The organism is Flavobacterium cheniae, assembly GCF_004363695.1.
Classification (GTDB): Bacteria; Bacteroidota; Bacteroidia; order Flavobacteriales; family Flavobacteriaceae; genus Flavobacterium; species Flavobacterium cheniae.
In genome coordinates, this window is record NZ_SNZC01000001.1 from 342,128 (window position 1) to 368,361 (window position 26,234).

Here is a 26,234-nt window from a genome sequence, read left to right on the forward strand (position 1 = left end):
ATGAAAATCGGGATTTTTTTATATTATTTTTTTAATAACTCTCAGTTTGTGTGTGTGTCTATTGACTTCTGCATTATAAATTCCTAAATGGTCTAAACGATCAATTCGTACTTTTCCAGAGGCGTGAATGATGTAGTTGTTTTCCATCATAATTCCTACGTGAATGATATTGCCTTCTTCGTTATCAAAAAATGCCAAATCACCTGGTTCACTTTCCTCAATAAAACTTAAAGCTTCTCCTTGAGTGGCTTGTTGCGAAGCATCTCTTAAAAGAGAATACCCATTTAATTTATAAACCATTTGAGTAAAACCGGAACAATCAATTCCAAAAGGAGTTTTTCCTCCCCATAAATAAGGGGCATTCAAATACATGAAAGCGGTTTTAACTAAATCTGATTTTGGTTTTTGACCGCAAACTTTTATTCCTTCAAAACTATATTTGCTAGTGTTTATTTCTTCATTATCTAAAAAAGATAACGAAGCACCTAATGTAATCGAAGTTAATTGATTGTTTGGAGTAGTTATATATTCAACTAAATCAGAATTAAGAACGATAGGAGTATTATTTAACACAGTATAATGCTCTTCGGTTATAGGTTGATATTGTTTGGCGTCAATCCAACCAATGTAATTATCAAATGCCAATTCTATCTGCACCCATTTGGCAGTCATTTCAATAATTTTAAAGTGTTCGCCAAAGAGCAATTGCGAAACTTGTTCGCTTCGGTCGCTGGCTTCCGCTCTTACGGGAACTATGGCTAAATTACAAATTCCAAACATGTTGGTCTAAATAAGAAATGATGAATTAAGAATTTAATTACAAATGTAACTAAAATTCAAAATTCACCATTAATAAAGTTATAAATTATGCTCTTTCAATAACAATTGCCGAAGCACCACCACCACCATTACAGATAGCAGCCGCACCAATTTTTGCATTGTTTTGGTTTAAAACACTGATTAAAGTAACGATAATTCTAGCTCCAGAACATCCTAGAGGGTGACCTAAAGAAACCGCACCACCGTTTACATTAATTTTATCATTGTCTAATCCTAAGATTTGTGCATTAGCTAATCCAACTACAGAGAAAGCTTCGTTAAATTCAAAGAAATCAACATCAGAAATTGAAATTCCTGCTTTGTCTAATGCTTTTGGTAATGCTTTTGCAGGCGCAGTTGTAAACCATTTTGGTTCTTGAGCCGCATCAGCGTATGATTTAATGTAAGCTAAAGGAGTTAATCCTAATGATTGTGCTTTTTCTTCACTCATTAAAACTAAAGCCGCAGCTCCGTCATTAATAGTAGAAGCATTAGCCGCTGTAACAGTTCCTTCTTTTGTGAAAACTGCAGCTAATGAAGGAATTTTATCTAATTTAACATTAGTGTATTCTTCGTCTTTAGAAACTACGATAGCGTCACCTCTTCTTTGAGGTACTTCTACCGGAACAATTTCTGCGTCAAACTTACCAGCTTCCCACGCAGCCGCAGAACGCTCATATGATTGAATTGCGAAGTTATCTTGCGCTTCTCTTGTAATGTTGTATTCTGTCGCACATAAGTCAGCACAAACACCCATAGCGTTGTTATCGTATGCGTCAGTTAAACCGTCTTTCTGCATTCCGTCAACTAAAGAAGTTGGTCCAAATTTTACACCGTTTCTTAAGTGAACGTAATGTGGAATCAAACTCATGTTTTCCATACCACCCGCTACTACGATTTCAGCGTCTCCAGCCATGATAGCTTGAGCACCTTGCATAACGGCTTTCATACCACTAGCACAAACTTTATTTACAGTAGTACAAGCTACACTTTCAGATAAACCAGCATATAAAGCGGCTTGTCTTGCAGGAGCTTGGCCGTTTCCAGCTTGAACTACATTACCCATTAATACTTCGTCAACTAATTTAGGGTCTAAATTGATTTTATTTAAAGCGCCTTTGATGGCAGCAGCACCTAATTTTGTAGCAGGTACACTAGATAAAGCTCCCATGAAACTTCCAATTGGAGTTCTTACGGCAGAAACGATAACTACTCTTTTAGTCATGATAGAAAGGTTTTTTATTTGAATTGCGAAATTACTATTTTTATTCGAATTGAGGCAAGGTTTTTATTGATATTCTAAGTTAAAATCGAATTTTATTTTGATATTACCAATTTGATTTCATTTTTATTAAAAAGCTATTGTATTGATTGTAAGCGTTTTTTTAGGAATAAGAAAAATTTATTGAAAAAAACTCCCTAAAATGTTGTATAATTAAGAATGAAAATATACATTTGCAACCGCAAAAAAGATAAGTTCTTACAACAAAATAGGAGAGGTGCCAGAGTGGTAATGGAGCAGATTGCTAATCTGTCGACGGGTAACCGTCGCCTGGGTTCGAATCCCTGTCTCTCCGCTTTTATTTGTTTTTGCGGGGTGTAGCGTAGCCCGGTTATCGCGCCTGCTTTGGGAGCAGGAGGCCGCAGGTTCGAATCCTGCCACCCCGACGATAATAAAATAGGTTGCGTAGCTCAGCTGGATAGAGCAACTCACTTCTAATGAGTAGGTCCCAGGTTCGAATCCTGGCGCGATCACAAAAAGCCTTGCAATTGCAAGGCTTTTTTGTTTTAATCAATTCTGAGTAATCTTAGAGTCCCTCATATTTTCCATCTTCATCAACAAGATACACTTCTTCTAAAAACCAATTGTTTTCGATTTTAATAAAGTGATATTCGTAATCAGCATCTCGAAAACTGTTTTTTGGATCTTTAAATTTTGTTTTAATTATTGCGCTATTTTTTTTAATAATCTCTTTGCTTATTTTTTCTTTTTCTGGACAGTGGTTAGAATCGCTACCGAATGAAATTCCTTGATGTATTTTGCCTAATTGACAATATTTAGAAATTATTTTTTTATATTCTTTTTCAATATTCTCATCATTATTTTTAGTTTGGCTTAAATTATAAGCGTAATCGTTCCATTTTTTATAGTCTTTTATAAACTCAATAGTAAGTTTTGAAGGATCGTTTGATTTGATCTCCTGTGACATAACTCCATGTTGAGTAAGAAGACTTAAGATGATTAGGTAAATAATTTTCATTTTTTATAAATATTACTCCACACACTTCAAAAACTCCATAAAATAATTAGCGGGATTTGTTTTTATTTTCAAAGACTCAGAAATCAATTCATTTTTAACGACATAATCTTTTGATTCTCCTGAAAATTGAATTCTCACTAATGAAATGGGACTATTTTTTAACTCTTCAAAATTAGTTTTAGTAAAGTAAAAATAAGCTGTTAATAATCTAATGTTGCTTTTCTCTTCTGAATTATAGTTTAAATCACTACAAACATCATCAAAGGCATGCAAAAGGGTTACAATTTTGCCGTTCATCAATTGAATTACAATCTTCGAGTTTTTTGATAAACAATTTACGGGTATAAAATCATTACTTTTTTGTAATTGCTGCAGGCTCAACATTGGAATGCCATTGCTATTAAGTAATCCAAAAAAAATAAATTCTTTATTGTTTCCAAAAATTCTTTCATTCATCAATTTATGGGGTAATGATTTAAGTGAAGTAGAATCTGTTTTTTCTTCAATGTCGTATTTACAATCTTTATTTTGAGCGTTAACACTTAATGTAAGTAACAATAGTAGCGATAAAAGGTGTTTCATTTGGATTATAATTTGGTGCAAAGTAAAATTATTTTTTCATTATTTATATTCGTGGTGAAAAATGCAAAAATTGTTCCACCATCTGTAATTTTATATTTTTTCTTTATTTCTTCAGGTTTTATTGGGAAATTCCGTGTGGAAACATTCATTTTTTTACCTTGAATATGTTGCGAAATTTCATTTTTCTGAAACGGAACAATCGCATCAATTTGAAACTTTCTTCCAGGAAAATCGATGATTTCGTCCGAAGTGTACAAATGCGAATGTTGGTGCAATTTTCCAACAGCAAATAATTCGGAAACCGCTTCAAATCCACCTGATTTCATTAAAGACACATTAGGTTCGTAAAGATATTTTTTTGGCAAATTATAACGTGCTGAATACGATTTTGAACTTTCAATTTTGGTGATCGTTTGTTTTTCTTTTTCTTTTTCGATATTCACCGCTATAATTTCTGGAGAGTCATTGAAATTTTTCTCTATTTTCCAAAGCAATTCTTTTACTTCATTATCAACAGCTACGATATGTATTTCTGCTACATTTTTCAATTCTAATAATCCAGCATGAAGATCTAAAATAGGAGCGGTCTTAATTAAAATGATATCTGTAAATTGATAATAAAAATCTTGTAAATCAACTACATTTGGTAAACAATCAGCCAACATGAAGACTTTGCCTTTCGCATCATTTCTTCTAGAAGGATCAATGTAAATACAATCGAAATTTTGATTTAATTGTTCTAAGATTTGTGTGCTATCACCTTGATAACATTCGATATTAGTCGCTTTAAAAACTTCGAAATTGTGTTTTACGATTTTAGACAAATCAGCATTCAATTCGCAATGAATAACCGATTTGAATTGTTTTGAAAAGTAGAAGTCATCAATCCCAAATCCGCCCGTGCAATCGATTAAATTTTCGCCCGAAACTAGTGAAGCTTTATATTTTGCTGTAGTTTCTGAAGATGTTTGTTCGATAGAAATTTTCTCTGGATAAATAATATTTTCGGATAAATACCAAGTTGGAAGTTTATCTTTCGCTTTCTTTTTTGCAATGATTTGATTGATAATTGTCGTGTAATTTACTTCAGGAAAAGGGTTTTTCTTTAAAGCCAATTTTGAACTATCCGTATTCAGATTTTGGTTGATAAAATTTTGGATATCAATATGTAAAAGAGATTCTAAATTCAAAACTATAAATTTTTGGTAAGCGCTTTTATGATTTTATTATTGGGTAAAAATTCTTTACCAATTACTTTTAAAGAAGTATAAAATGGAACCGCAATAATCATTCCAGTGATTCCAAATAAAATTCCAGCAATTAATATCACTAAGAAAATTTCCAAAGGGTGTGAGTTGGTGCTTTTAGAAAAAATAAGTGGCGAACTAAAATTGTTGTCAATTACTTGTACTAAAGACATCCCGATTAATACATAAATTGCTGTTGGAAGTGTTTCTGTGGCAAAATCGGCACCAGAACCTATGCCGCTTGTCATAATTAACAAACCGGCAACTATTGAAGCAATTAGCGGACCTACATAAGGAACAATATTAAAAATAGCGCATAATAAGGCAATTATAATAGCATTTTCAACACCAAAAATTATAAATATAATTAGATATAAAAGCATTATAATGGTTAATTGTAGCAATAATCCTAAGAAATAGCGTGATAATAAATGATTGATATCTTGTATAGAATTCAATACTTTTTCTTTTTGATTTTCAGGAAGTAATCGTTTGAATTTTAGATATAACACGTCTTTTTCTTTTAAAAGAAAGAACGTTATGAAAAGTACCGAAGCAAACCCCATACTAAAACTTCCTAATGTGCTTAAAAAACTATTTAAGAAATTCGGAATAAATTCAAAAGTGGCAAAAGATGATAGTTTACTACTTTGAATCAGTTGTTTAGTATTAATATTATAAGAATCTAAAAAAACAGTAATATTTTCAAGCAATAAATGATAGTTTTTCTCCAAAGAGCTAACATCTAATAACGATAAGTTTTCGCCTTGTGCTAATAATAAAGGTACGAAAAGCAATACAAATCCAGATATAATAAGAAAAGCTATTAGTAAAGACGAAATAACAGCTAAAGTATTTCTGAATTTGAATCTTTGTTTTAAAAAATTAACCAAAGGATTCAATAGCAAAGAAATTACAATTGCAATAATACAATACAGTATTACAGTTGTAATTTGATACAAAAAAAACAAAACCAAGCATGATGCAACTAATATAGCAACCGCTCTTACAATTCCTATTGATAATTCTTTTGATGTCATTGTTTTCTTTTTGGCTAAAATAAAAAAAACTCACCACATAATGGTGAGTTTTCCTAATTAACTCAAATGTTTCATTTGATTATGGCTGTGCAAATGAAAATCTGGAACCTCCAGAAGCAAAAATGGCTAGCATTCTGCTTTTCTGTCCGTTTGAGAACATGTACATTCCAGCATCATCTGTGTAGTCCATGTAATTCATTGTCATTTCTATAGGTGTTCCTGTACAAGTAGAGTAGTGAGGGAAAGCAGGTAATCCGTAATTAGCTGTATTATGAGTTGGAGTATCGCTTACTAAATCGCTTCCGCAAGTAGTGTCACCCCAAATATGTCTTAAATTCATCCAGTGACCAACTTCGTGAGTAGCTGTTCTTCCTTTGTTGAAAGGTGCAGTTGCAGTACCTGTAGTTCCTAAATATTTTGAATCAATAACAACTCCGTCTGTTGCAGATGAACCACCAGGGAATTGTGCGTAACCTAAAATTCCACCACCAATAGTACAAACCCATAGGTTTAATTTAGTGGTTGGAGAAGTAGGATTGATTCCACCTTGAGTTGATTTTTTCATAGCATCACGAGTTCCCCACGATGTTTTAGTAGTTGATTTTCTGTAAACAGCATCAAGCACGAATGAAATTCCAACGTTAGCTTTTACTCCTGAGAAAACAGTAGGAACCTGGTTAAAATCTGAATTTGTTGCGTTGAAATCTTTGTTCAATACATCAATTTGAGATTGAATTTGTGTTAAAGAAATATTTTCAGCAGCAGTTCTATATAATACGTTTACAACTACTGGAATTTGAATTTTACCATTAACAAGTCTTCCATTTGTAATAGCATTTTGAGTAAATCTCTCAATTTCCTGCATTTTTGCAGCTAATTCAGGGTTTTCTCTTAATTGTTGTTCGTGAACTTCGTGTGATGCACATCCTCTGTGATCATGTTTTGAAGTTGCTGCCAATTCGCTAGAAGAACTAGATTCTTCGTTACTACAAGAAACTAATAACAGTAATGAAACTGCTGATAAAAGAAGTTTTTTCATAAATAATACATTTTAGTTAGTTGATTTTGGTTAATTAACAATTTAATAACGATATTTTATTTTTTTTATTATAATGTTTGTTTTTTTTACAATAAATCAAAGTTTTTGCAAAAAGGTATTCATTATTTTTCTCAAATAGTTATTAAATGTTTCTTTTCAAAACTAAAAAACTTTTGTAGAATTATTGTTACAGATTTTCTGTACTTTTTCAATTTATTTTTTCAGTGTTTATTGAGATTTTGAAAAAAAAAATGAAGTTTTTTAAAATAAAGAGGAAATAAAAATGAATTTTTAAGTTTAAAAAAAATTAATTCTTAAAAACGTAATTGATAATATTGGCACCCATTTTCAATGCTTTTTCTCTGGTTGATTGTGGATTATTATGCACTTCGGCATCTTCCCATCCATCACCTAAGTCGGTTTCGTAGGTGTAAAGCAAAACGATTCTACCATCAATGAAAATTCCGAAAGCTTGTGGTTTTTGATTGTCGTGTTCGTGAATTTTAGGCAATCCACCAGGAAAAGCAAAAGGTTCTTGAAATAAAATGTGATTGGAAGGAATTTCTGTAAGTGGATTATCAGGGAATATCTTTTTGATTTCTTTTCGAATGAATTCGTTCATTCCGTAATTGTCATCAATATGTAAAAAACCACCAGAAGTAAGATAATTTCTCAGGTTAATCACGTCATTAGCACTAAAAACAACGTTTCCATGACCGGTCATGTGAACAAATGGATAGGTGAATATTTCAGCACTTCCCACTTCAACAGTTGCGATTTTAGTATTAAAATTGGTCTTGATGTTTTGATTGCAAAATTTAACTAAATTGGGTAAAGAAGTTGGATTTGAATACCAATCGCCACCACCAGAATATTTAGCAACGGCGATTTCTTGGGTAAAGCCCAAATTCCAAACTAATAAAATTCCAAAAGCTAAAAATTTATTCATTTATCAACGCAATGGTCTGGCACGCTACTAAAGCTGCAGTTTCTGTTCGTAATCTTGTATTTCCCAAAGTTACAGGAATAAAATTATTTTCAATAGCCAAATTGATTTCTTTTGTTGAAAAATCGCCTTCCGGTCCAATTAAAATAGTTACTTTATTATTTTTATTAACTTCGTTTTTAAACGATTTCTTATCTGTTTCTTCGCAATGCGCGATGAATTTTTGTCCGTCGATGTTTGATTTTACAAATTGAGAAAGCGAAATTGGTTCATTAATTTTAGGTAAATAATAATGTAACGATTGTTTCATAGCGGCTTGAATTATTTTCTCCGCTCTATCAATTTTATATACTTTTCTTTCTGAATGATCGCAAATGATTGGGGTAATTTCATGAATGCCAATTTCAGTTGCTTTTTCTAAAAACCATTCTAATCGGTCGTTCATTTTGGTAGGGGCAACAGCAATATGTGTGTAAAAAGAATCTGGTTCTTTGAATGTTTCTTTGATGATTTTAACTTCGCACTTTTTCTCAGAAGCTAAAATAATTTCAGATTCAAATAAAAAACCTAATCCATTAGTAATAAATATTTTATCACTTTCTTTTTTACGTAATACTTTAACTATGTGTTTGCTTTCTTCTTTGTCGAAAAAGAAGTTTGAATCACCTTGTTTTATTTCTGAATTATAGAATAATTGCATAGGATTTAAAATTCAATTCGTGCTTTAGACGTTATTTCAGCGTTACTAAAATTTTCTTCTAAAAAGTTATAATAACCTACAATTCCAATCATGGCTGCGTTATCGGTTGTGTATTCAAATTTAGGAATATACGTTTTCCAACCATATTTCTTTTCTGCTTCTTTCAATGTAGTTCTAATTCCAGAATTTGCCGAAACACCACCACCAATTGCAATCTGATTAATTCCCGTTTCAGCAACCGCTAATTTCAGCTTATCCATTAAAATATTGATAATGGTATATTGAATGGAAGCACAAATATCCGCTTTGTTTTCTTCGATGAAATTAGGATTCAATGCTACATTTTTCTGAACAAAGTATAAAATTTGAGTTTTTAATCCGCTAAAGCTAAAATTCAATCCGTCAACTTTTGGTTTGGTAAATGGAAACGCTTTCGGATTTCCTTCTTGAGCAAATTTATCTACTAAAGGTCCGCCAGGATAGGGAAGTCCTAAAATTTTGGCGCTTTTATCAAATGCTTCACCAACAGCATCATCGGTAGTTTCTCCAATAATTTCCATATCGAAAAAGCTATTGACTTTTACAATTTGGGTATGTCCACCTGAAATAGTTAAAGCAATAAAAGGAAATGTTGGTTTTTCATAACCTTCTTCGGCAATAAAATGAGCTAAAATATGCGCTTTCATGTGATTAATTGCAATCAACGGAATATCTAATGCCATACTCATCGATTTCGCAAAAGAACCACCCACTAAAAGCGAACCCATTAATCCTGGACCTTGCGTAAAAGCTATGCAATTCAAGTCATTTTTAGTTATTCCTGCTTTTTTAATTGCAACATCAACAACTGGAACAATATTTTGTTGGTGCGCTCTAGAAGCTAGCTCAGGAACTACGCCACCATATTCTTCATGAATTGCCTGACGCGCTACAATATTAGATAATACTACATCGTCACAAAGTACAGCAGCAGCAGTGTCATCACACGAACTTTCGATAGCTAAAGTATATATTTTTCTTTCTGTCATTTTAGGCATGAAATTTGAACTAAAGATATTACAATTATCTTACAAAATTCCCTATTTTTGTTGGGTTATACCCAAAAGGGATAATTTTGACGCAAATTTAAAACAAAAGAACGTATCAAAAAATTTAAAAAAATACTATTTAGAACCCTAGTTGCAATATTATTGCTTCTATTGTTGTTGGGTATTCTTTTATCGTTGCCTTTTGTTCAAACTGCTTTGGGTAAATATGCAACTGATAGTTTAAATAAATCATTTGGAACCAATATTTCAATAGGTAAAGTTGCTATAACGCCTTTTGGTAGTGTAAAATTAGGAGAAGTGTTGGTTTTAGACCATCATCAAGACACTTTGTTTTACATTAAAAAGCTAAATACTTCTATTTTAAGTTTCAAGAAAATTTACGATCCAGGTCATCCTTACATGAAAGATGTAATTCTTAATGGATTAGATGCTCGTATTGTGAATTATAAAGGTGAAAAGTATACCAATCTTGATAAATTTATTGAAGCATTTGATGATGGATCACCTTCTTCTGGAAAATTTAGAATGAAAGCCAATAAAATGACCGTTTTCAATAGTCGTTTTCAATACATCGATCACAATCTTAAAACTCCAAAAATGCTCGATTTTACTCAGCTTAATGGAGAAATTAAAGATTTTTTCATAAAAGGTGCAAATGTTACTACTTACATTGAAAAGTTATCGTTTAAAGATCATCGAGGATTAGTGGTTGAAAATATTACATCTGATTTTACCTATACGAAAAAGAATATTTTGTTAGATGGTCTATCGATGAAAACGCCTGAATCAGAAATGAAAGGTAGAGTAGAGTTGAAATACGACCGAAAAGATTTTTCTGATTTTAATAACAAAGTAGTTTTTGATGTTCAATTTGATAAAGCTTCGATTGCATCAAACGATTTGAATTATTTCTATAACGAATTTGGTAAAAACAATGTTTTCTATGTGGATACGCATTTGATTGGAACATTGAACAATTTCACTACACATAATTTAAAATTAGTCGATAAAAATCAATCGGAGATTGTTGGAACCATTAATTTTCAGAATCTTTTTGGAAAAGGTGATCAAGCTTTTTACATGAAAGGAAATTTTGATAGACTTACTTCTAGTTATGATCGATTAAAAGCGATTTTGCCTCGAATTTTAGGTAAAAATTTACCATCAACTTTAGATAAGTTAGGAACGGTAAACATGATTGGCGGAGTAGAATTAACCCAAAAATATATTAATGCGGATGTTTATTTAATGTCTAAATTAGGCGAATTAGAAAGTAATTTGTCAATGCAAAATATTGATGTTATTGATAATGCATTGTACAAAGGAAATTTAATTTTAAATGATTTTGATTTAGGAACTTTGTTAGGTAAACAAGAAATAGGAAGAGCAACCCTGAATTTAGATGTTGACGGGAGAGGATTTACTCAAAAATTGTTGAATACTGCAATTAAAGGTGAAATCAGAAAATTCTATTACAACGGTTACAACTATCAAAATATTACGGTTGATGGAAGTATGAAAATGCCTTATTATAAAGGATATTTTAATAGTAATGATCCTAATTTGAAAATGGATTTTGACGGAACAATCGATTTGAGTTTAAAAGCCAAAAAGTATGATTTTAAAGCCCAAATTGACTATGCCGATTTACATATCTTAAACTTCTATAAAACAGATTCTATTTCCATTTTTAAAGGAACTATCGATTTTAAAGCTGATGGAAATTCAATTGATGATTTAGCTGGCGTATTGCATGTAAATGATGTTTCGTATCAAAACAGTAAAGATTCCTACTTTTTTGATGATTTTGAAATTGTTTCTTCTTTTGATAGTGATAGAGTACGAACAATCGATATCAACTCTCCCGATATTATAACTGGTCAAATTGTTGGAAAATACAAAGTTAGTCAGGTACAAAAAATGGTAGAGAATGCACTAGGAAGTTTGTATGCCAATTATTCTCCAAATAAATTAGAAAAAGGACAATTCATAAACTTCGATTTAACGCTTCACGATAAAATTGTTGAAGTATTTGTTCCCGATGTTAAAATATCTGAGAATACTAAGCTTAAAGGAAAAATTAATGGTGATGAAGGGAAATTTGTCTTCGATTTTACTTCGCCAAATATCATTGCATATGAAAATACTATTGAAAATGTAAATATTGAAATCGATAATAAAAATCCATTATATAACGCCTACATTACTGTTGATTCAATTAAAAATGACAAGTATAAAATTGCCGATTTTAATTTGATCAATGTTACTTTAAATGACACCTTATTTGTACGTTCCGAATTTAAAGGAGGTCCAAAAAGTGAAGATACTTACGACTTAAACTTATACCACACTATAGATGAAGACAAACAGTCAATTCTTGGATTTAAAAAATCGGAAATTAAATTTAAAGATTATGTATGGTTCATTAATGAAGGTGAAACGAACGATAATAAAATAGTTTTTGATAAATACCTTAAAAATTTCAATTTTGAAAAGTTGACTTTATCTCATAATGACCAAAAAATTGATTTCTTCGGTACCATGCGCGATTCAACGTATAAAGATTTTAAATTAACTTTTGATGATGTCGATTTAAACAAAGTCACACCTTCATTAGATAGTTTGTCTTTTGGTGGAAAAGTAAATGGAAATATAACGTACAAACAAGATCGAAATAAATACGAACCTATTTCTAATCTTACTATTGATAGCTTAAAAATCAATCAGTTTTTATTAGGCGATTTAGATTTTAAAATTGAAGGAAATGAAAATTTTAACCAGTTTAAAGTTAACTCTAGTTTGAAGCAAGAAGGACAAGAACACTTTTTCTTAGATGGAAATGTAAATTTTGTTGGTCAACAATCTAGTTTGGATTTGGTAGCTGGGTTCGATAAGTTTAATTTGGCGCCTTTTGGTTCCTTACTTGGTAATGTTTTGTCAGATATTAGAGGAAATGCAACAGGGCGAGCTACAATTGGAGGTTCATTGACTGAGCCCGAAATGGATGGACGTCTCTATCTTAACGATGCAGGAATGAGAGTTCCGTATTTGAATGTAGATTATGCGTTTGAGAAAAATGCCATAGTAGATTTAACCGAGCATCAATTTAGCTTGAGAAAAATTGAAGTAACCGATACCAAATACAAAACCAAAGGAGTAATTGATGGTACTATCCGACATGAAAATCTTGGCGATTGGGAACTTGATTTGCATTTAGTTTCTGATAATATTTTGGCTTTAGATACCAAAGATTCGGAAGATGCATATTATTACGGAACAGCTTTTATGAAAGGAAAAGCTAGTATTACTGGTTCTGTAGATGCTTTAAATATCAAAGTAGCAGGTGAATCTGAAAAAGGAACTTCTATAAAAATTCCTGTAAATGATGAAGAAGATTTAGGTAACAATTCGTTTATCAATTTTATGACAGTTGAAGAATTTCAAAAATCATTAACTGAAAAAATTTCTAAAGAAAATAGATACGAAGGAATAGAACTTGATTTTAATTTTGATATTGATACCGATACTGATATTGAGATTATTTTAAATCGAGAAACCGGACATGCCATGAAAGGTAAGGGCTATGGTTCTATGCAAATGAATATTAATACTTTGGGTAAATTTGAAATGTATGGAGATTTTCAAGTTCAGGAAGGGGAATACAATTTCAAATATGGCGGAATTATCGATAAAAAATTTAGTGTCGAAAAAGGGGGAACTATCCGTTGGGATGGTAACCCAATGGATGCTGTTTTAGACTTAAAAGCAACTTATAAAACTATGGCAAATCCAGCAGTTTTAGTTGAAAGTGCTTCTTTTAATAGAAAAGTTGATACCAATGTAACTATTTTACTAAACGGAAATTTAAGCAATCCACAACCTGATTTTAATATTGATTTCCCAACAGTTAGTTCAGTATTAAAAAGTGAAATTGATTATAAGCTACAAGATAAAGATACAAGACAAACTCAAGCTTTTGCTCTAATGGCAACTGGTTCTTTTGTAACAGCAGAATCTACAGGTAATGCCGCTTATGGTTCTTTAATTGAAGGAGCAAGTTCTATTATTAATGGTTTGTTTGCCGATCAAGATAGTAACTTACAATTAGGATTAGATTATTCGCAAGGAAATAGATTAACTGATATATCAGATAGAGTTGGAGTAACTATGAACACTCGAATTAATGACAGAATTTCAATTAATGGTAAAGTAGGAGTTCCTGTTGGTGGTGTAACTGAATCTGTCATTGTGGGTAATTTAGAAGTTTTAATTCAAATTAATGAAGATGGTTCGCTTAACGCACATGTATTTAACCGTGAAAACGACATCAATTACGTAGGAGAAGGAATTGGATATACGCAAGGTCTTGGAATTACGTATAATGTTGAATTTGATACATTTAAAGAAATGATGCAAAAAATATTCAATACAAATAAAAAGAAGACAGATCCATCTAAATCGCAAGATGATTTACCTGATTCAGAATTTCCACCGGAGTTTATTGAATTCATCAATCAAAGAAAAACAAAATCAACAGAGGCTATTAAACCAGAACCTATTCATGTTCCTGAAATCGATTAATTCGTAGTTTTTTAGTAGAAAAATCAAAAAGTTATTAACGAAAACGTTTGAATTTGCGACTATAATTAAATAGTTTGCAAGAATCACTGTTTTTTTATTTTTCGTTTTATAACTTTACATAAACAATCAAAATATATGTCAACAAAGATTAAAAGAGTAGGTGTTTTAACTTCTGGTGGAGATTCTCCAGGAATGAATGCTGCCATTCGTGCAGTAGTTAGAGCTTGTGCTTATTATAATGTAGAATGTGTTGGTATTTACAGAGGATACCAAGGAATGATAGAAGGTGATTTTAAAGAAATGGGACCTCGTGATGTGAAAAACATTATTAATAAAGGAGGTACAATTTTAAAATCAGCTCGTTCGGCAGATTTTCGTACCGCAGAAGGAAGAAAAAGAGCATACGAAAACTTAGTAGCCGCTGGAATTGATTCATTTGTAGTAATAGGTGGAGATGGTAGTTTTACAGGTGCTGAAATCTTCAATGAAGAATATAAATTTCCTGTAATCGGAATTCCAGGAACCATTGATAACGATATTTTTGGAACAAGTCATACATTAGGATACGACACCGCTTTGAATACCGTAATTGATGCTATTGATAAAATTAGAGATACCGCAAACTCTCACAACCGATTATTTTTCGTAGAAGTAATGGGAAGAGATGCAGGTCATATCGCATTAAATGCTGGAATTGGAGCAGGAGCAGAAGAAATCCTAATTCCAGAAGAAGATTTTGGTTTAGAACGTTTAGTGGAATCATTAAAAAGAAGTAAGGATTCAGGAAAAACTTCAAGTATTGTGGTAGTTTCAGAAGGAGATAAAATTGGTAAAAATGTTTTCGAATTAAAAGATTACATAGAAGAAAATATGCCAGAATATGACGTACGTGTTTCAGTTTTAGGACACATGCAGCGCGGTGGTTCTCCATCTTGCTTTGATCGAGTTTTAGCGTCTAGATTAGGAGTTAAAGCAGTTGAAACTTTATTAGAAGGAAAATCAAACTTCATGGTGGGTTTATATCAAGATAAAGTAACACTAACACCATTAGAACAAGCCATTAAAGGACAAAGTGAAATAGATATGGAATTGGTAAAAGTATCCGATATCGTATCATCATAATAAAAATAGTAAACAAAAGAAAAGAAAATGTCAAAAGTAAAATTAGGAATTAACGGATTCGGAAGGATCGGAAGAATTGTATTTAGAGAAACGTTCAATAGAGATAATGTAGAAGTAGTAGCCATCAACGATTTATTAGATGTAAATCATTTAGCTTATTTATTAAAATACGATTCAGTTCATGGTCGTTTTAATGGAAAAGTAGAAGTTAAAGAAGGTAAACTATATGTAAACGATAAATTTATAAGAGTCACAGCAGAAAAAGATCCTAAAGTAATTAATTGGGGAGATGTAAATGTAGATGTAGTGGCTGAATGTACTGGAATTTTTACCACATTAGAAACAGCGCAAGCTCACATTGATGGTGGTGCGAAAAAAGTAGTCATTTCATCTCCTTCGGCGGATGCACCAATGTTTGTAATGGGAGTAAATCACACCGAAGCAAAAGCTTCGGATACTATTGTTTCTAATGCTTCATGTACAACAAACTGTTTGGCACCATTAGCAAAAGTTATCAATGATAATTTCGGAATTGTTGAAGGATTAATGACAACCGTTCATTCATCAACAGCAACACAAATGGTAGCTGATGGTCCTTCTAAGAAAGATTGGAGAGGTGGACGTGCTGCAAGTGTAAATATCATTCCTTCGTCAACTGGAGCTGCAAAAGCGGTTGGAAAAGTGATTCCAGAATTAAACGGAAAACTAACAGGAATGTCATTCCGTGTACCAACAGTTGATGTTTCGGTTGTAGATTTAACAGTTAAATTAGCTAAAGAAACTACTTATGAAGAAATCATGAAAGTATTAAAATCGGCTTCAGAAAACGAAATGAAAGGCATTTTAGGATATACTGAAGATGATGTAGTTTCTCAAGATTTTGTTGGCGATTCAAGAACTTCTGTAGTAGATGCTAAAGCTGGAATTGGGTTAAACTCTACTTTCTTTAAATTGGTTTCTTGGTACGATAACGAATACGGATATTCAAGTAAATTAATTGACTTATCAGTACATATTGCTGGTTTAAAATAATATTTCTTTAAAAAAATCCCGTTACATTTGTGTGCGGGATTTTTTTGTTCCTTAAACTAAACTAACACCAACCAAATGAAATTATTAGTTGACAGTGGTTCTACTAAAGCCGATTGGATTGCTATTGATGATAACGGAAAAGTATTATTCACTACTCAAACTTTAGGATTAAACCCTGAAGTATTACACAAAGAAGAAATTATCAATCGTTTAGACGATAAATTTGATATTTCGCACAACAAAGACAAAGCAACTCACTTGTTCTTTTACGGAGCAGGTTGCGGAACCGATAGAATGAAAGACTTTCTAACATTAGTTTTTCAAGAATATTTTACAAATGCTAATGTAGTTGTTCATGAAGATACGTATGCTGCGGTTTATGCTACAACGCCAAAAGATCAAAAAGCCATTGTTTGTATCTTAGGAACTGGTTCGAATTGTTCTTATTTTGATGGAAAAGTTTTGCACCAAAAAGTACAATCTCTTGGTTATATTGCCATGGATGATTGTTCTGGAAATCGTTTTGGACGTCATTTAATTCGTGGATATTATTTTGGTAAAATGCCAAAAGAATTAGCACAAGAATTTGAAGAAGAATATAATGTGGATGCTGATTACATCAAGCAAAACTTATATAAAGAACCAAATCCAAATGCGTACTTAGCAACATTTGCAAAATTCTTAATCAAGCATAAAGACACCGAATTCTGTCAAAAATTCATTCAAGAAGAAATGGAATGTTTTGTTGAAAACTACGTTGAGCAGTTCGAAAATTGTAAAGAAGTTCCAGTACATTTTATAGGTTCGATTGCGTTTTATTTGAAAGAGGAATTAACAGAAGTATTAAAAAAACGCGGAATTACAATAGGAAATGTGTTACGAAGACCAATTGACGGATTAATTGAATATCACATTTTAAACAAATAATTAAAATGAAATAGATAAAATCTCAAATCAGAAGCAATTGATTTGGGATTTTTTATTTTTATCTTTGTAAGGAAATTAAAGAATATGGAAATAGCCATTATAGCGCACGACGGAAAAAAAGCCGATATGGTGCAGTTTTTAAATAAAAACAAAGCCCTTTTATTAAGAGACAATCTTAAAATTATTGCTACTGGAACAACTGGTTCAAAAGCAGAAGCAGCTGGTTTTAAAGTAAAGAAAATGCTTTCAGGACCATTAGGTGGTGATGCTCAAATTGCAGCAAGAGTAGCAGAAGGAAAAACCAAAATGGTATTGTTTTTCAAAGACCCAAACTCCAGTCACGCCCACGAAGTGGATATTAATATGCTAATTCGTATTTGCGATGTTCATAATGTCCCTTTAGCTACGAATGAAGCAACAGCGCAGTTGTTATTGTTGGGATTGGATGAAGTTTAACTTTTATTTATTTTGTGGGCAAGGAATGTAATTGCGTGCTTTTGATTAAATTCAAAAGTATCCATTGAAGCAAACCGCAGTTAGTGGCTGGATTCAATTTTTCCCAATCCATTTTCCTTTACACCAATTTATAACTTTACCATAAATATCCATTTCAAAAAGATAATTGATAACTTCGTTTTTGTAGGTTTCGACAATTGTGACAAAGTTTTGATTTTCATCTCTTTTCAGATTTGATATAACAAAAGTTCTTGGATAATCACCTTTTTTAAACTTCTTTATTTTTTTAAATCTATTATCATTACTTAAATTAATGTTTTTTAACTTAATATTATTTTTACTTTCAACTAAAGCAAACATAGTGTCTTGCCATTTAAGTGCGTATTTTTCAGTACAATCTGATTCCCAATAATTATAATCCTGAACTTTAATAACAAAGTTAATTTTCGATGAAGTTTTATCAATTATAGAATCTTTATAAAATTCAAATGCTTTTTGTTCAAAATTAATGTTTTCTTGTCCGAAAAGCGATAAAAAACTAATAAGGATAAATGATATAGAAAATTTTGATTTCATTCTTTTAATATAATTTTATACTTATGATTAATAAATAAATAGTGTATTAAAGTTATTACTTTTAGCTAATATATAAAAAAATCCCCACAAAAATTGTGAGGATTTCAAATTATAAAGTGTAGCAAATTTATTTCACTGCTATCATTGAGATTTCAATATTTACATTTTTTGGTAAGCAGGCTACTTGTAAGGTTTCTCTTGCTGGCGCTGTGGCTTCATCAAAATAACTTCCGTAAACGGTATTAATTCTTGCAAAATCACCCATATTCATAATAAAAATGGTAGTTTTAATTACGTTTTCAAATGTCATGTCGGCTGCAGCTAAAACGGCTTTCATGTTTTCCATTACTTGTTTGGTTTCAGTTTCAATATCGTCTAAAACCAACTCCATAGTGGCTGGGTCTAAAGCAATTTGCCCTGAAGTGTATAAGGTGTTGCCTACCAAAACAGCTTGGTTATAAGGTCCAATAGGAGCAGGCGCTTTATCGGTATAAATAATTTTTTTCATGTTGTATGTTTATTATTGTGTGAAAACGCGGTCTGGTAATTGGCGTTTGTCGTATTTAATATCACTTAATATAGAAGATGAAATTCCTATGAAAAAGCCCCAGTAGGTGTTTTGTCCAAATGGTACCCAGTTGAAACTCATTCTCCAACTTTCTAAATCACGTTCAAAACGCAATTGCGTAAACGTAACGCCTTTTTGCACAAAATCATATCCTGATGAAAATCCAACTTTCCATCTTGGCGCTAATTCGATATTTCCTGATGCCATTAAAGAGTGAGAAGCAATTTCGTTTTGTCTGTTTGTATTGTTGTAATTCATTGAATAAGCAATAACTAAATCCCAAGGCAGTTTAGTATTGTACCATTCTGAATTAGAATCTTTTTTTTCACCTTCTTCGTCTTTTTTAAACAAACTTTGGCGGTTATCACTTAAATCAGCACCTACACCAAATAAATCGTCTTCACGACCTCCATTTTGAACATTTTGTTCATTTGATTTATTTTTATTGTCACCATCAGCACTTGAAAAACTATAGTTTAAAGTTAAATTGGCGCGAGGCAATCTTAGTAAACTCCCACCATTATCAATATTGAATTTTTCTATTCTTCTTCCCGAATTGTCAATCGCATACGGATCAAGAACGGCTGCAAAATTGACACTCATCTTTTGTTTGAACAATTGTGTTCCACCACTAACCGAAATTTCTTTTAATTTTAAAGAATCGGCTGTAAAATCGTATCGAGTAGCAAAATTTAAGTTGTTTAAAAGCATTACTTTCTTAGTCTCACCTTTTTTACTTTCCTTGTCTTTTACTTTGGCTTCAAAAGTATTACTTACGGAAAAATTTAATGCGTTGGAAATATTATTTGAAGGCGAACCAAAAAGACCGTTATCAAATTTTGTATAATCGGCAAAATTTATTCCAGTAGCATCTAAAGCATATCTTTCAAAGTATTGATCAAAACTTGGGGTATAACCATATGAAATATTTGGTCGAACTACATGGCGAATAGCTTCAATTTTTTTACCTTCTCCAAAATTAAAAGTACCATAAAGTGTTGTTCCAATTCCAGCATTGAAATTATAAGTACGGTAAGATTCAAAACCTTTTTGATCTATAGTAACTACTTTGTTTTCTGTAGCGCTATAAAATTTTTCGATAGTATTTAATGTCCAAACTTCATTATAGTTAGCACTAGCTGTAACACTAAAGTGTCTAAAAACTTTAAAATTGGTGCTAATAGGAATAGAGTGTTGAAATCCAGTTCTTGCATCTCTAAACATTTGAGGCTTAAAGAATAAAGAATCAGTAGTACGAATTCTGTTTTCTCCTCTAATATTATATTGTAAATTAATATTTTTTATGAATCCTTTTTTAACTCCATCTTTGGAAGCAAAGGGAAAAATACGATCAACACTTGCTTGAAACGTTGGAAGTGTCATGTCGATTTGTTGCGTATTTGTATTTTGAGAATGCGTTGCAGACAAAGACATGTTTACTTGAGGAACCGTTTGAAAGGTTTTTGAATAGGAAACAGAAGAACTTAAATTGTTATTTACTGTTGAACCAATGTTATTCAAATTTACCGATTGTCTAAAGTATTGACTACTTCCTAAATTTACCGATGCCGAAAATCTAGAATTAGGTGAAGCTTTAGTGTCTTGGCTATGCGACCATTGAATATTGTATTGTCTGGATTTTAAATAATCTGGAAAACCTTTTTCACTTTGAATGTTGTTTTCAAATCTAAGATTTACACGACCATTAAATTTATAGCGTTTGGCGTAACTACTTTCGGCTCGTAAACCATAACTACCATTTGTATAATAATCTCCTAAAACGGCTAAATCATAATAATCACTTAGTGCAAAATAATAACCTCCGTTTTGTAAAAAGTAACCTTGTCTGTTGTTTTGTCCTGGAGTTGGCATGATAAAACCTGAAGTACTTTTCTCGGTCATTGGAAAATAACCAAACGGCAACCAAATAGGAGTAGGAACATCCGCAATGTACATTTGAGTAGAACTAATTACAACTTTTTTCTTAGGTACAAACTTTACTCTTTTAACTAAAAAATAATATTCTGGTTCTTCTATATTTTTAGAAGTAGTCATTCGGGCATTTTTCATAAAATAAACCGAATCATTTTCTTTTTTAGAAATTTCAGCTTTTATAAAAAGTTCACCTTGTTGCGTTCTCGAATTCCAAACTTTAGCTCTTTTTGATTTGGTGTGAAAAATAATAGAATCGGGTTCAACAACATTGTCTCCTTGTTTGAATATAGGACGTTGAATATAATTTCCAGCCGAATCTTTTAATCTTCCAGCATAAACTAGATTTTTTTCATAGTCTAAAACAATTCTACCAGCTTTAAGTTCAAAATCGGTATAGTAGATTTCTGCTTCATCGTGAAGAGTAACAGTTTTTTTCTTTTGGTCAAGTTTTTCATATTCTTTCGCTTTCATATTTACCACACCATCTAAGAAAGGTTTTTTCTTTTTTATAGTGTCTTTAGTAGAAGCAGTAGAATCTTTAACTTTTTCAAGATCAGACTTCGTTAAAATAACGGTACCTGGAATTGGATTTTCTTGAGAAAAAATAGAGGTGGTTCCTAATGTTAGAAAAATTACTGAAAAAACGATATGAAATAACTTTGTATGCAATGCTTTTAATAGTATTTTTGTAAAAATTTGGCTCACTTTTTGAAGTGTCAAACTTACATATATTTTTTTGCAAAAATAATGTTTTAATATAATTATAACTTATAAACTTATCAATTGTTTTATGCCATCTAAAAAAAACACTAAATACTTGTCTTTACTGGTTTTATTTTTCACTTTCAGCTTTGGATTTAGTCAAAACACTTCTAAATTTAAGGTGGTTTTAGATGCTGGTCATGGAGGAGAAGACCCAGGCGCAATAAAAAACGGAATAAAAGAGAAAGATATCGTTTTAGATGTGGTGCTTAAAATTGGTAAGATTTTAGAGAAAAATAATAGTATCGAGGTAGTTTATACTCGAAAAACTGATGTTTTTATAGGATTAAGAGAGCGTGCTAATATTGCTAATAAAGCAAAGGCAAATTTATTTATTTCAGTGCATTGTAATGGAGTTAAAAGTACTGCAGCAAGAGGTACAGAGACTTTTGTAATGGGAATGTCTCGAACCGATACTAATTTAGATATTGCAAAAAAAGAGAATGGTGTTATCTTTTTAGAGAAAGATTATAATGAAAAGTATAAAGGTTTTGATCCAAATAATCCGGAAACGTTGTTAGGTTTAAAAATATTGCAAGAAGAGTTTCTAGATCAAAGTATTAGTTTGGCATCTGAAATAGAAACTAACTTTGTTAAAAATAATAATAGATTTTCAAGAGGAGTAAAGCAACAACCTATTTGGGTTTTAGATGCTACCGTTATGCCAGGAGTTTTAATTGAATTAGGTTTTGTGACTCATCCTGAAGAAGGAAAATACCTAAGTTCTGAAAAAGGGAAAGAAGAAATGTCGGAATCGATTTCAAATGCAATTGTATCGTATAAAAATAATTTCTTTAATGGTGTAGTTGCTGAAAGAGAAACGGTTGAAAATGTAATACCTACAAAAGTTGATTCAAATTCTGAAAGCAATAGTTCTGATAATTCAAATAACGAAAAATCAAACAAGACGTATTATAAAGTTCAAATTTCAGCTGGAACAAAAAAACTGGATACAAAACCATCAAATTTTAAAGGTTTAAAGCAAATATCAGTTGAAAAAGACAAAAAGGTATATAAGTATTTTTACGGAGAAGAAACGGATTTAGTTGCTTGTAAGAAAAAATTAGAAGAAGCAAAGAAAAAAGGATTTACTTCGGCTTACATAGTAACATTTACAAAATAAAAAGAAAAGCGTATGTTTAAGAGAATTGTATTTGTAGTTATTGCAATGCATTTTTTATCAGGATATAGTCAAGGTCAAAAGTTTAAAGTAGTTTTAGACGCTGGCCATGGCGGAAAAGATTATGGTGCCGTATATCATGGTAACATTGAAAAAAATATTGCTTTGCAAACAACACTTCGAGTAGGAGCTATTTTAGAAAAGGATCCTCAAATTGATGTGGTGTATACACGTAAATCGGATGTTTTTATTGAATTACAGCAACGTGCCAATATTGCCAATAAATCGAAAGGAAGTATTTTTGTTTCGATGCATTGTAATGCGAATAAAAACCAAGCCGCTTCAGGAAACGAAACTTATGTAATGGGTATTACCCGAAATGCTTCGAACTTAGAAGTAGCAAAAAACGAAAATGAAGTAGTTACTTTGGAAACCGATTATAAAATTAAATATGATGGCTTTGACCCAAATTCGCCCGAATCAGTTATCGGAATTTCAATTTTACAAGAAGAACACCTTGACCAAAGTATTGAGCTAGCAGGAAGAGTTCAGGAATTTTTCACGAAGAAAACCGACAATAAGAATAGAGGTGTAAAGCAAGCTGGATTTTTAGTACTGCGCCAAATTACGATGCCAAGAGTTTTGGTTGAAATGGGATTCGTGTCTAATAAAGAAGAAGGAGAATTTTTAAATTCAGAAGACGGTCAAAATAAATTAGCTGAAGCTATTGCGGGAGCTATCATGGATTATAAAAATGAATTCTTCAATCCTTCAAACAATGACGATGTTAAAGAAGACGTCAAAATCATTGCTAAAAAAGAAGAAACAATTGTAAAAGAAACTCCAAAGAAAGAGGAAGCTGTTAAGAAAGTAGAAAAAGCTACAGAAAAAGGAATTGTATTTAAAATTCAAATTTCGGCTAGTACAAAAGAATTAGCAACATCGCCTTCAAATTTTAAAGGATTAAGCCCAATTTCGGTTGAATCTACAGGTAGTTTATTTAAATATTTTTACGCCTCAGAAAAAAATTACGATGTAGCTAAACAAAAGTTAGAAGAAGCCAAGAAAAAAGGATATTCTTCTGCATTTATTGTAGCTTATAAAGATGGAATAAAAATAAACGTTACCGATGCAATAAAATAAAATAAAAGTTTATTTTTGTTAAAAATTATAAAGCTTTGAAACTAACTAAAGAAATCAAAACCGCCATCCTCGTTATTGTCTCAATATTTTTATTTATTTGGGGATATAATTTTTTAAAAGGGAAAGACTTATTTGATAGTAGCACACGTGTTTATGTTGTGTACGATAATGTAGCCGGACTTGTGAATTCAGCACCAGTTACGTTAAACGGATTAGCTATTGGTAAAGTTAATTCCATTAATATTCAACCTGATGGAAAGTTATTAGTAGAAATGCAAATCACAACTGATTTTCCAATTGCTAAATCTAGTGTTGCCGAAATCTATGATTCTGGTTTAGTAGGAGGAAGACAAATTGCTATCAAACCTAATTTTCAAGATAAGGATTATATCAAAACGGGTGATTACTTAAAAGCGAGTAGCAAGTTAGGATTAACGGATGCTTTAGCCCAACAATTAGAACCTTTACAATATAAAGTTCAAAAATTATTAGACAATGCTGATGTTTTATTTACAAACGTAAATGAAATTCTAGACGAAAAAACAAAGCAAAATCTTAAAAATAGTATTGCTGAACTAAACAAAACACTTTCCGAATTTAGTGTAGCTTCAAAAAACATCAACGAAATGATTGCTGATAACAAATCGAAAATCAATTCAACGATGACTAATTTTGATAAAACAGCTGCTAATTTTTCAAAAATGTCTGATTCTCTAGCTAAAGCTAATTTGGGACAAACGGTTAAAAATTTAGAAAAAACATTAGCAAATGTTGATAAAATAATGACCGACATAGAACAAGGAAAAGGAACTATGGGGAAATTAATGAAAGACGATGCTATGTATAATAACTTTACTAATACTTCTAAAGAATTAGAATTGTTATTACAAGACGTTCGACTAAATCCAACACGTTATGTAAATGTTTCTGTTTTTGGCAAGAAAAACAAACCTTATGTAGCGCCAGTAAACGATACAATTAAAAAGTAAATTTTATACGATGCAATTTTTAGATAATATTTTCTTCGCATTGCTTTTAGCAATTGGTATTGGTTATTTTGCAATTAATGTAAAAAAACTAATTCGTAATATTAAATTAGGACACGATGTAGATCGTAGTGATAATGCTTCTGAACGTTGGAAGAATATGACTATGGTTGCTTTGGGTCAATCTAAGATGGTAAAACGTCCTGTTGCTGGATTTTTACACATTATAGTATATGTTGGATTCGTAATTATCAACATCGAAGTAATCGAAATTATTATTGATGGACTTTTCGGAACCCACAGAGTGTTGTCATTCATGGGAGGATTTTACGATGTTTTAATTGGTTCATTCGAAATTTTAGCTTTCTTAGTTTTAATCACAGTAATTATCTTTTGGATTAGAAGAAATGTTACCAAATTAGGTCGTTTCGCTAGTTCCGATTTAGATGGAAAACCAAGAAACGATGCCAATTATATTTTATATTTTGAAGTTGTATTGATGTCATTATTCTTATTAATGAATGCGGCTGATTTTCATTTGCAAAATTTAGGAATAGGACATTATAATCAAGCAGGAAGTTTTCCGATTTCTCAATTTATCGCTCCAATGTTTAATGGAATGAGTGAAGGTTTGGTTGTAATTATTGAAAGAGCTGCTTGGTGGTTACACATTGCCGGAATTTTAGTTTTCTTGAACTATTTATATTTCTCTAAACACTTACACATTTTACTAGCTTTCCCTAATACTTACTTTGCAGATTTAAATGCAAAAGGGAAATTAAACAATTTAGAAAGTGTTACAAATGAAGTAAAATTAATGATGGATCCAAGTGCTGACCCGTTTGCAGCGCCAGCAAATCCAGATGCAGTTCCTGCTAAATTTGGAGCTTCTGATGTTCAAGATTTAAACTGGGTGCAGTTATTAAATGCATATAGTTGTACCGAATGTGGTCGTTGTACGTCTTCATGTCCAGCAAATCAGACAGGTAAAAAATTATCGCCTCGTAAGATCATGATGGATACGCGTGATCGTTTAGAGGAAGTAGGAAGAAATATCGATTTAAATAAAGGTGTATTTGTTGATGATGGAAAATCATTATTAAACGATTATATCACACCAGAAGAATTATGGGCTTGTACAACTTGTAACGCTTGTGTTGAAGAATGTCCTATTAATATTAGTCCGTTATCAATTATTATTGATATGCGTCGTTATTTGGTAATGGAACAAAGTGCAGCACCAATGGAATTGAACAATATGATGAGTAATATTGAAAACAACGGTGCGCCTTGGCCTTACAATCAAATGGATCGTTTAAATTGGGTAAACGAATAATTTTACA

At 31.5% G+C, this 26,234-nt stretch carries 22 protein-coding genes and 3 tRNA genes; 12 read left to right on the top strand and 13 right to left on the bottom strand.

All coding sequences use genetic code 11. The features are described 5' to 3' along the window. Positions 1-18: 18 nt before the first annotated feature. Both C8D80_RS01570 and C8D80_RS01575 read right to left on the bottom strand, forming a co-directional pair. Positions 19-780 carry a C40 family peptidase gene (locus C8D80_RS01570; protein WP_133606676.1) on the bottom strand — a complete coding sequence of 254 codons (762 nt, stop codon included), beginning with the start codon at positions 778-780 and terminating at the stop codon, positions 19-21. 85 nt (positions 781-865) lie between these two features. Next, positions 866-2,044, bottom strand: coding sequence for an acetyl-CoA C-acyltransferase (locus C8D80_RS01575; RefSeq protein ID WP_133606678.1), 1,179 nt, complete (start codon positions 2,042-2,044; stop codon positions 866-868). Between the two features lie 268 nt (positions 2,045-2,312). Here C8D80_RS01575 and C8D80_RS01580 point away from each other — a divergent pair. The 3 genes from C8D80_RS01580 to C8D80_RS01590 all read left to right on the top strand — a co-directional run bounded on the left by C8D80_RS01580 (position 2,313) and on the right by C8D80_RS01590 (position 2,574). Further along, positions 2,313-2,396 (top strand) — tRNA-Ser (locus C8D80_RS01580). Positions 2,397-2,412: 16 nt separating this feature from the next. Further along, positions 2,413-2,487, top strand: a tRNA-Pro gene (locus C8D80_RS01585). A gap of 13 nt (positions 2,488-2,500) precedes the next feature. Beyond that, a tRNA-Arg gene (locus tag C8D80_RS01590) sits at positions 2,501-2,574 on the top strand. Between the two features lie 53 nt (positions 2,575-2,627). On the opposite strand, the gene C8D80_RS01595 is transcribed toward C8D80_RS01590, so the two are convergent. From C8D80_RS01595 to tsaD, 8 genes are all read right to left on the bottom strand, one after another. After that, the gene (locus tag C8D80_RS01595; RefSeq protein ID WP_133606680.1) at positions 2,628-3,080 is read right to left on the bottom strand and encodes a hypothetical protein; all 453 of its coding nucleotides are present in this window, start codon (positions 3,078-3,080) and stop codon (positions 2,628-2,630) included. 12 nt (positions 3,081-3,092) lie between these two features. Continuing rightward, on the bottom strand, positions 3,093-3,662 hold the full coding sequence (locus C8D80_RS01600; protein ID WP_133606682.1) for a hypothetical protein: 570 nt from the start codon (positions 3,660-3,662) through the stop codon (positions 3,093-3,095). Positions 3,663-3,667: 5 nt separating this feature from the next. Continuing rightward, positions 3,668-4,852: a class I SAM-dependent methyltransferase gene (locus tag C8D80_RS01605; protein WP_133606684.1), complete on the bottom strand. Its 1,185-nt coding sequence runs from the start codon at positions 4,850-4,852 to the stop codon at positions 3,668-3,670. Positions 4,853-4,854: 2 nt separating this feature from the next. Further along, on the bottom strand, positions 4,855-5,949 hold the full coding sequence (locus C8D80_RS01610; RefSeq protein ID WP_133606686.1) for an AI-2E family transporter: 1,095 nt from the start codon (positions 5,947-5,949) through the stop codon (positions 4,855-4,857). Positions 5,950-6,028: 79 nt separating this feature from the next. Continuing rightward, entirely contained in the window at positions 6,029-6,988 is a 960-nt protein-coding gene (locus C8D80_RS01615; RefSeq protein WP_133606688.1) for a zinc metalloprotease, read from the bottom strand. Positions 6,989-7,295: 307 nt separating this feature from the next. Further along, positions 7,296-7,937: a DUF4159 domain-containing protein gene (locus C8D80_RS01620; RefSeq protein WP_133606690.1), complete on the bottom strand. Its 642-nt coding sequence runs from the start codon at positions 7,935-7,937 to the stop codon at positions 7,296-7,298. Further along, a complete protein-coding gene (locus C8D80_RS01625; RefSeq protein ID WP_133606692.1) occupies positions 7,930-8,634 on the bottom strand; it encodes a 16S rRNA (uracil(1498)-N(3))-methyltransferase in 705 nt (234 codons plus the stop codon). The genes C8D80_RS01620 and C8D80_RS01625 overlap by 8 nt, the downstream gene beginning before the upstream one ends. A gap of 5 nt (positions 8,635-8,639) precedes the next feature. Continuing rightward, entirely contained in the window at positions 8,640-9,662 is a 1,023-nt protein-coding gene (tsaD, locus tag C8D80_RS01630; protein ID WP_162845022.1) for a tRNA (adenosine(37)-N6)-threonylcarbamoyltransferase complex transferase subunit TsaD, read from the bottom strand. A 216-nt stretch (positions 9,663-9,878) separates the two neighbouring features. Between tsaD and C8D80_RS01635 the strand changes: the two genes are divergently transcribed. From C8D80_RS01635 to C8D80_RS01655, 5 genes are all read left to right on the top strand, one after another. After that, positions 9,879-14,264, top strand: a complete 4,386-nt coding sequence (locus C8D80_RS01635; protein WP_242004795.1) for a translocation/assembly module TamB domain-containing protein — start codon at positions 9,879-9,881, stop codon at positions 14,262-14,264. A 135-nt stretch (positions 14,265-14,399) separates the two neighbouring features. After that, positions 14,400-15,386: a 6-phosphofructokinase gene (pfkA, locus tag C8D80_RS01640; RefSeq protein ID WP_133606699.1), complete on the top strand. Its 987-nt coding sequence runs from the start codon at positions 14,400-14,402 to the stop codon at positions 15,384-15,386. A 27-nt stretch (positions 15,387-15,413) separates the two neighbouring features. After that, on the top strand, positions 15,414-16,418 hold the full coding sequence (gene gap, locus C8D80_RS01645; protein WP_133606701.1) for a type I glyceraldehyde-3-phosphate dehydrogenase: 1,005 nt from the start codon (positions 15,414-15,416) through the stop codon (positions 16,416-16,418). A gap of 75 nt (positions 16,419-16,493) precedes the next feature. Next, entirely contained in the window at positions 16,494-17,345 is an 852-nt protein-coding gene (locus C8D80_RS01650) for an N-acetylglucosamine kinase (protein WP_133606703.1), read from the top strand. Positions 17,346-17,429: 84 nt separating this feature from the next. After that, on the top strand, positions 17,430-17,801 hold the full coding sequence (locus tag C8D80_RS01655) for a methylglyoxal synthase (RefSeq protein WP_133606705.1): 372 nt from the start codon (positions 17,430-17,432) through the stop codon (positions 17,799-17,801). Between the two features lie 93 nt (positions 17,802-17,894). Here the strand turns inward: C8D80_RS01655 and C8D80_RS01660 are convergent, their stop codons facing one another. From C8D80_RS01660 to C8D80_RS01670, 3 genes are all read right to left on the bottom strand, one after another. Then, a complete protein-coding gene (locus tag C8D80_RS01660; RefSeq protein ID WP_133606707.1) occupies positions 17,895-18,377 on the bottom strand; it encodes a hypothetical protein in 483 nt (160 codons plus the stop codon). A gap of 127 nt (positions 18,378-18,504) precedes the next feature. Further along, positions 18,505-18,885, bottom strand: coding sequence for a RidA family protein (locus C8D80_RS01665; RefSeq protein WP_133606709.1), 381 nt, complete (start codon positions 18,883-18,885; stop codon positions 18,505-18,507). Positions 18,886-18,897: 12 nt separating this feature from the next. Beyond that, the gene (locus C8D80_RS01670) at positions 18,898-21,600 is read right to left on the bottom strand and encodes a putative LPS assembly protein LptD (RefSeq protein ID WP_133606711.1); all 2,703 of its coding nucleotides are present in this window, start codon (positions 21,598-21,600) and stop codon (positions 18,898-18,900) included. Between the two features lie 70 nt (positions 21,601-21,670). Here C8D80_RS01670 and C8D80_RS01675 point away from each other — a divergent pair, with 70 nt between their 5' ends. Genes C8D80_RS01675 through C8D80_RS01690 form a run of 4 tightly spaced genes read left to right on the top strand, consistent with a single transcriptional unit; the run spans position 21,671 to position 26,227 of the window. After that, positions 21,671-22,765, top strand: coding sequence for an N-acetylmuramoyl-L-alanine amidase family protein (locus C8D80_RS01675; protein WP_133606713.1), 1,095 nt, complete (start codon positions 21,671-21,673; stop codon positions 22,763-22,765). A gap of 12 nt (positions 22,766-22,777) precedes the next feature. Further along, positions 22,778-23,905, top strand: coding sequence for an N-acetylmuramoyl-L-alanine amidase family protein (locus C8D80_RS01680; RefSeq protein WP_133606715.1), 1,128 nt, complete (start codon positions 22,778-22,780; stop codon positions 23,903-23,905). 35 nt (positions 23,906-23,940) lie between these two features. Further along, on the top strand, positions 23,941-24,894 hold the full coding sequence (locus C8D80_RS01685; RefSeq protein ID WP_133606717.1) for an MlaD family protein: 954 nt from the start codon (positions 23,941-23,943) through the stop codon (positions 24,892-24,894). 10 nt (positions 24,895-24,904) lie between these two features. Further along, a complete protein-coding gene (locus C8D80_RS01690; RefSeq protein ID WP_133606719.1) occupies positions 24,905-26,227 on the top strand; it encodes a (Fe-S)-binding protein in 1,323 nt (440 codons plus the stop codon). Positions 26,228-26,234 lie beyond the last annotated feature (7 nt).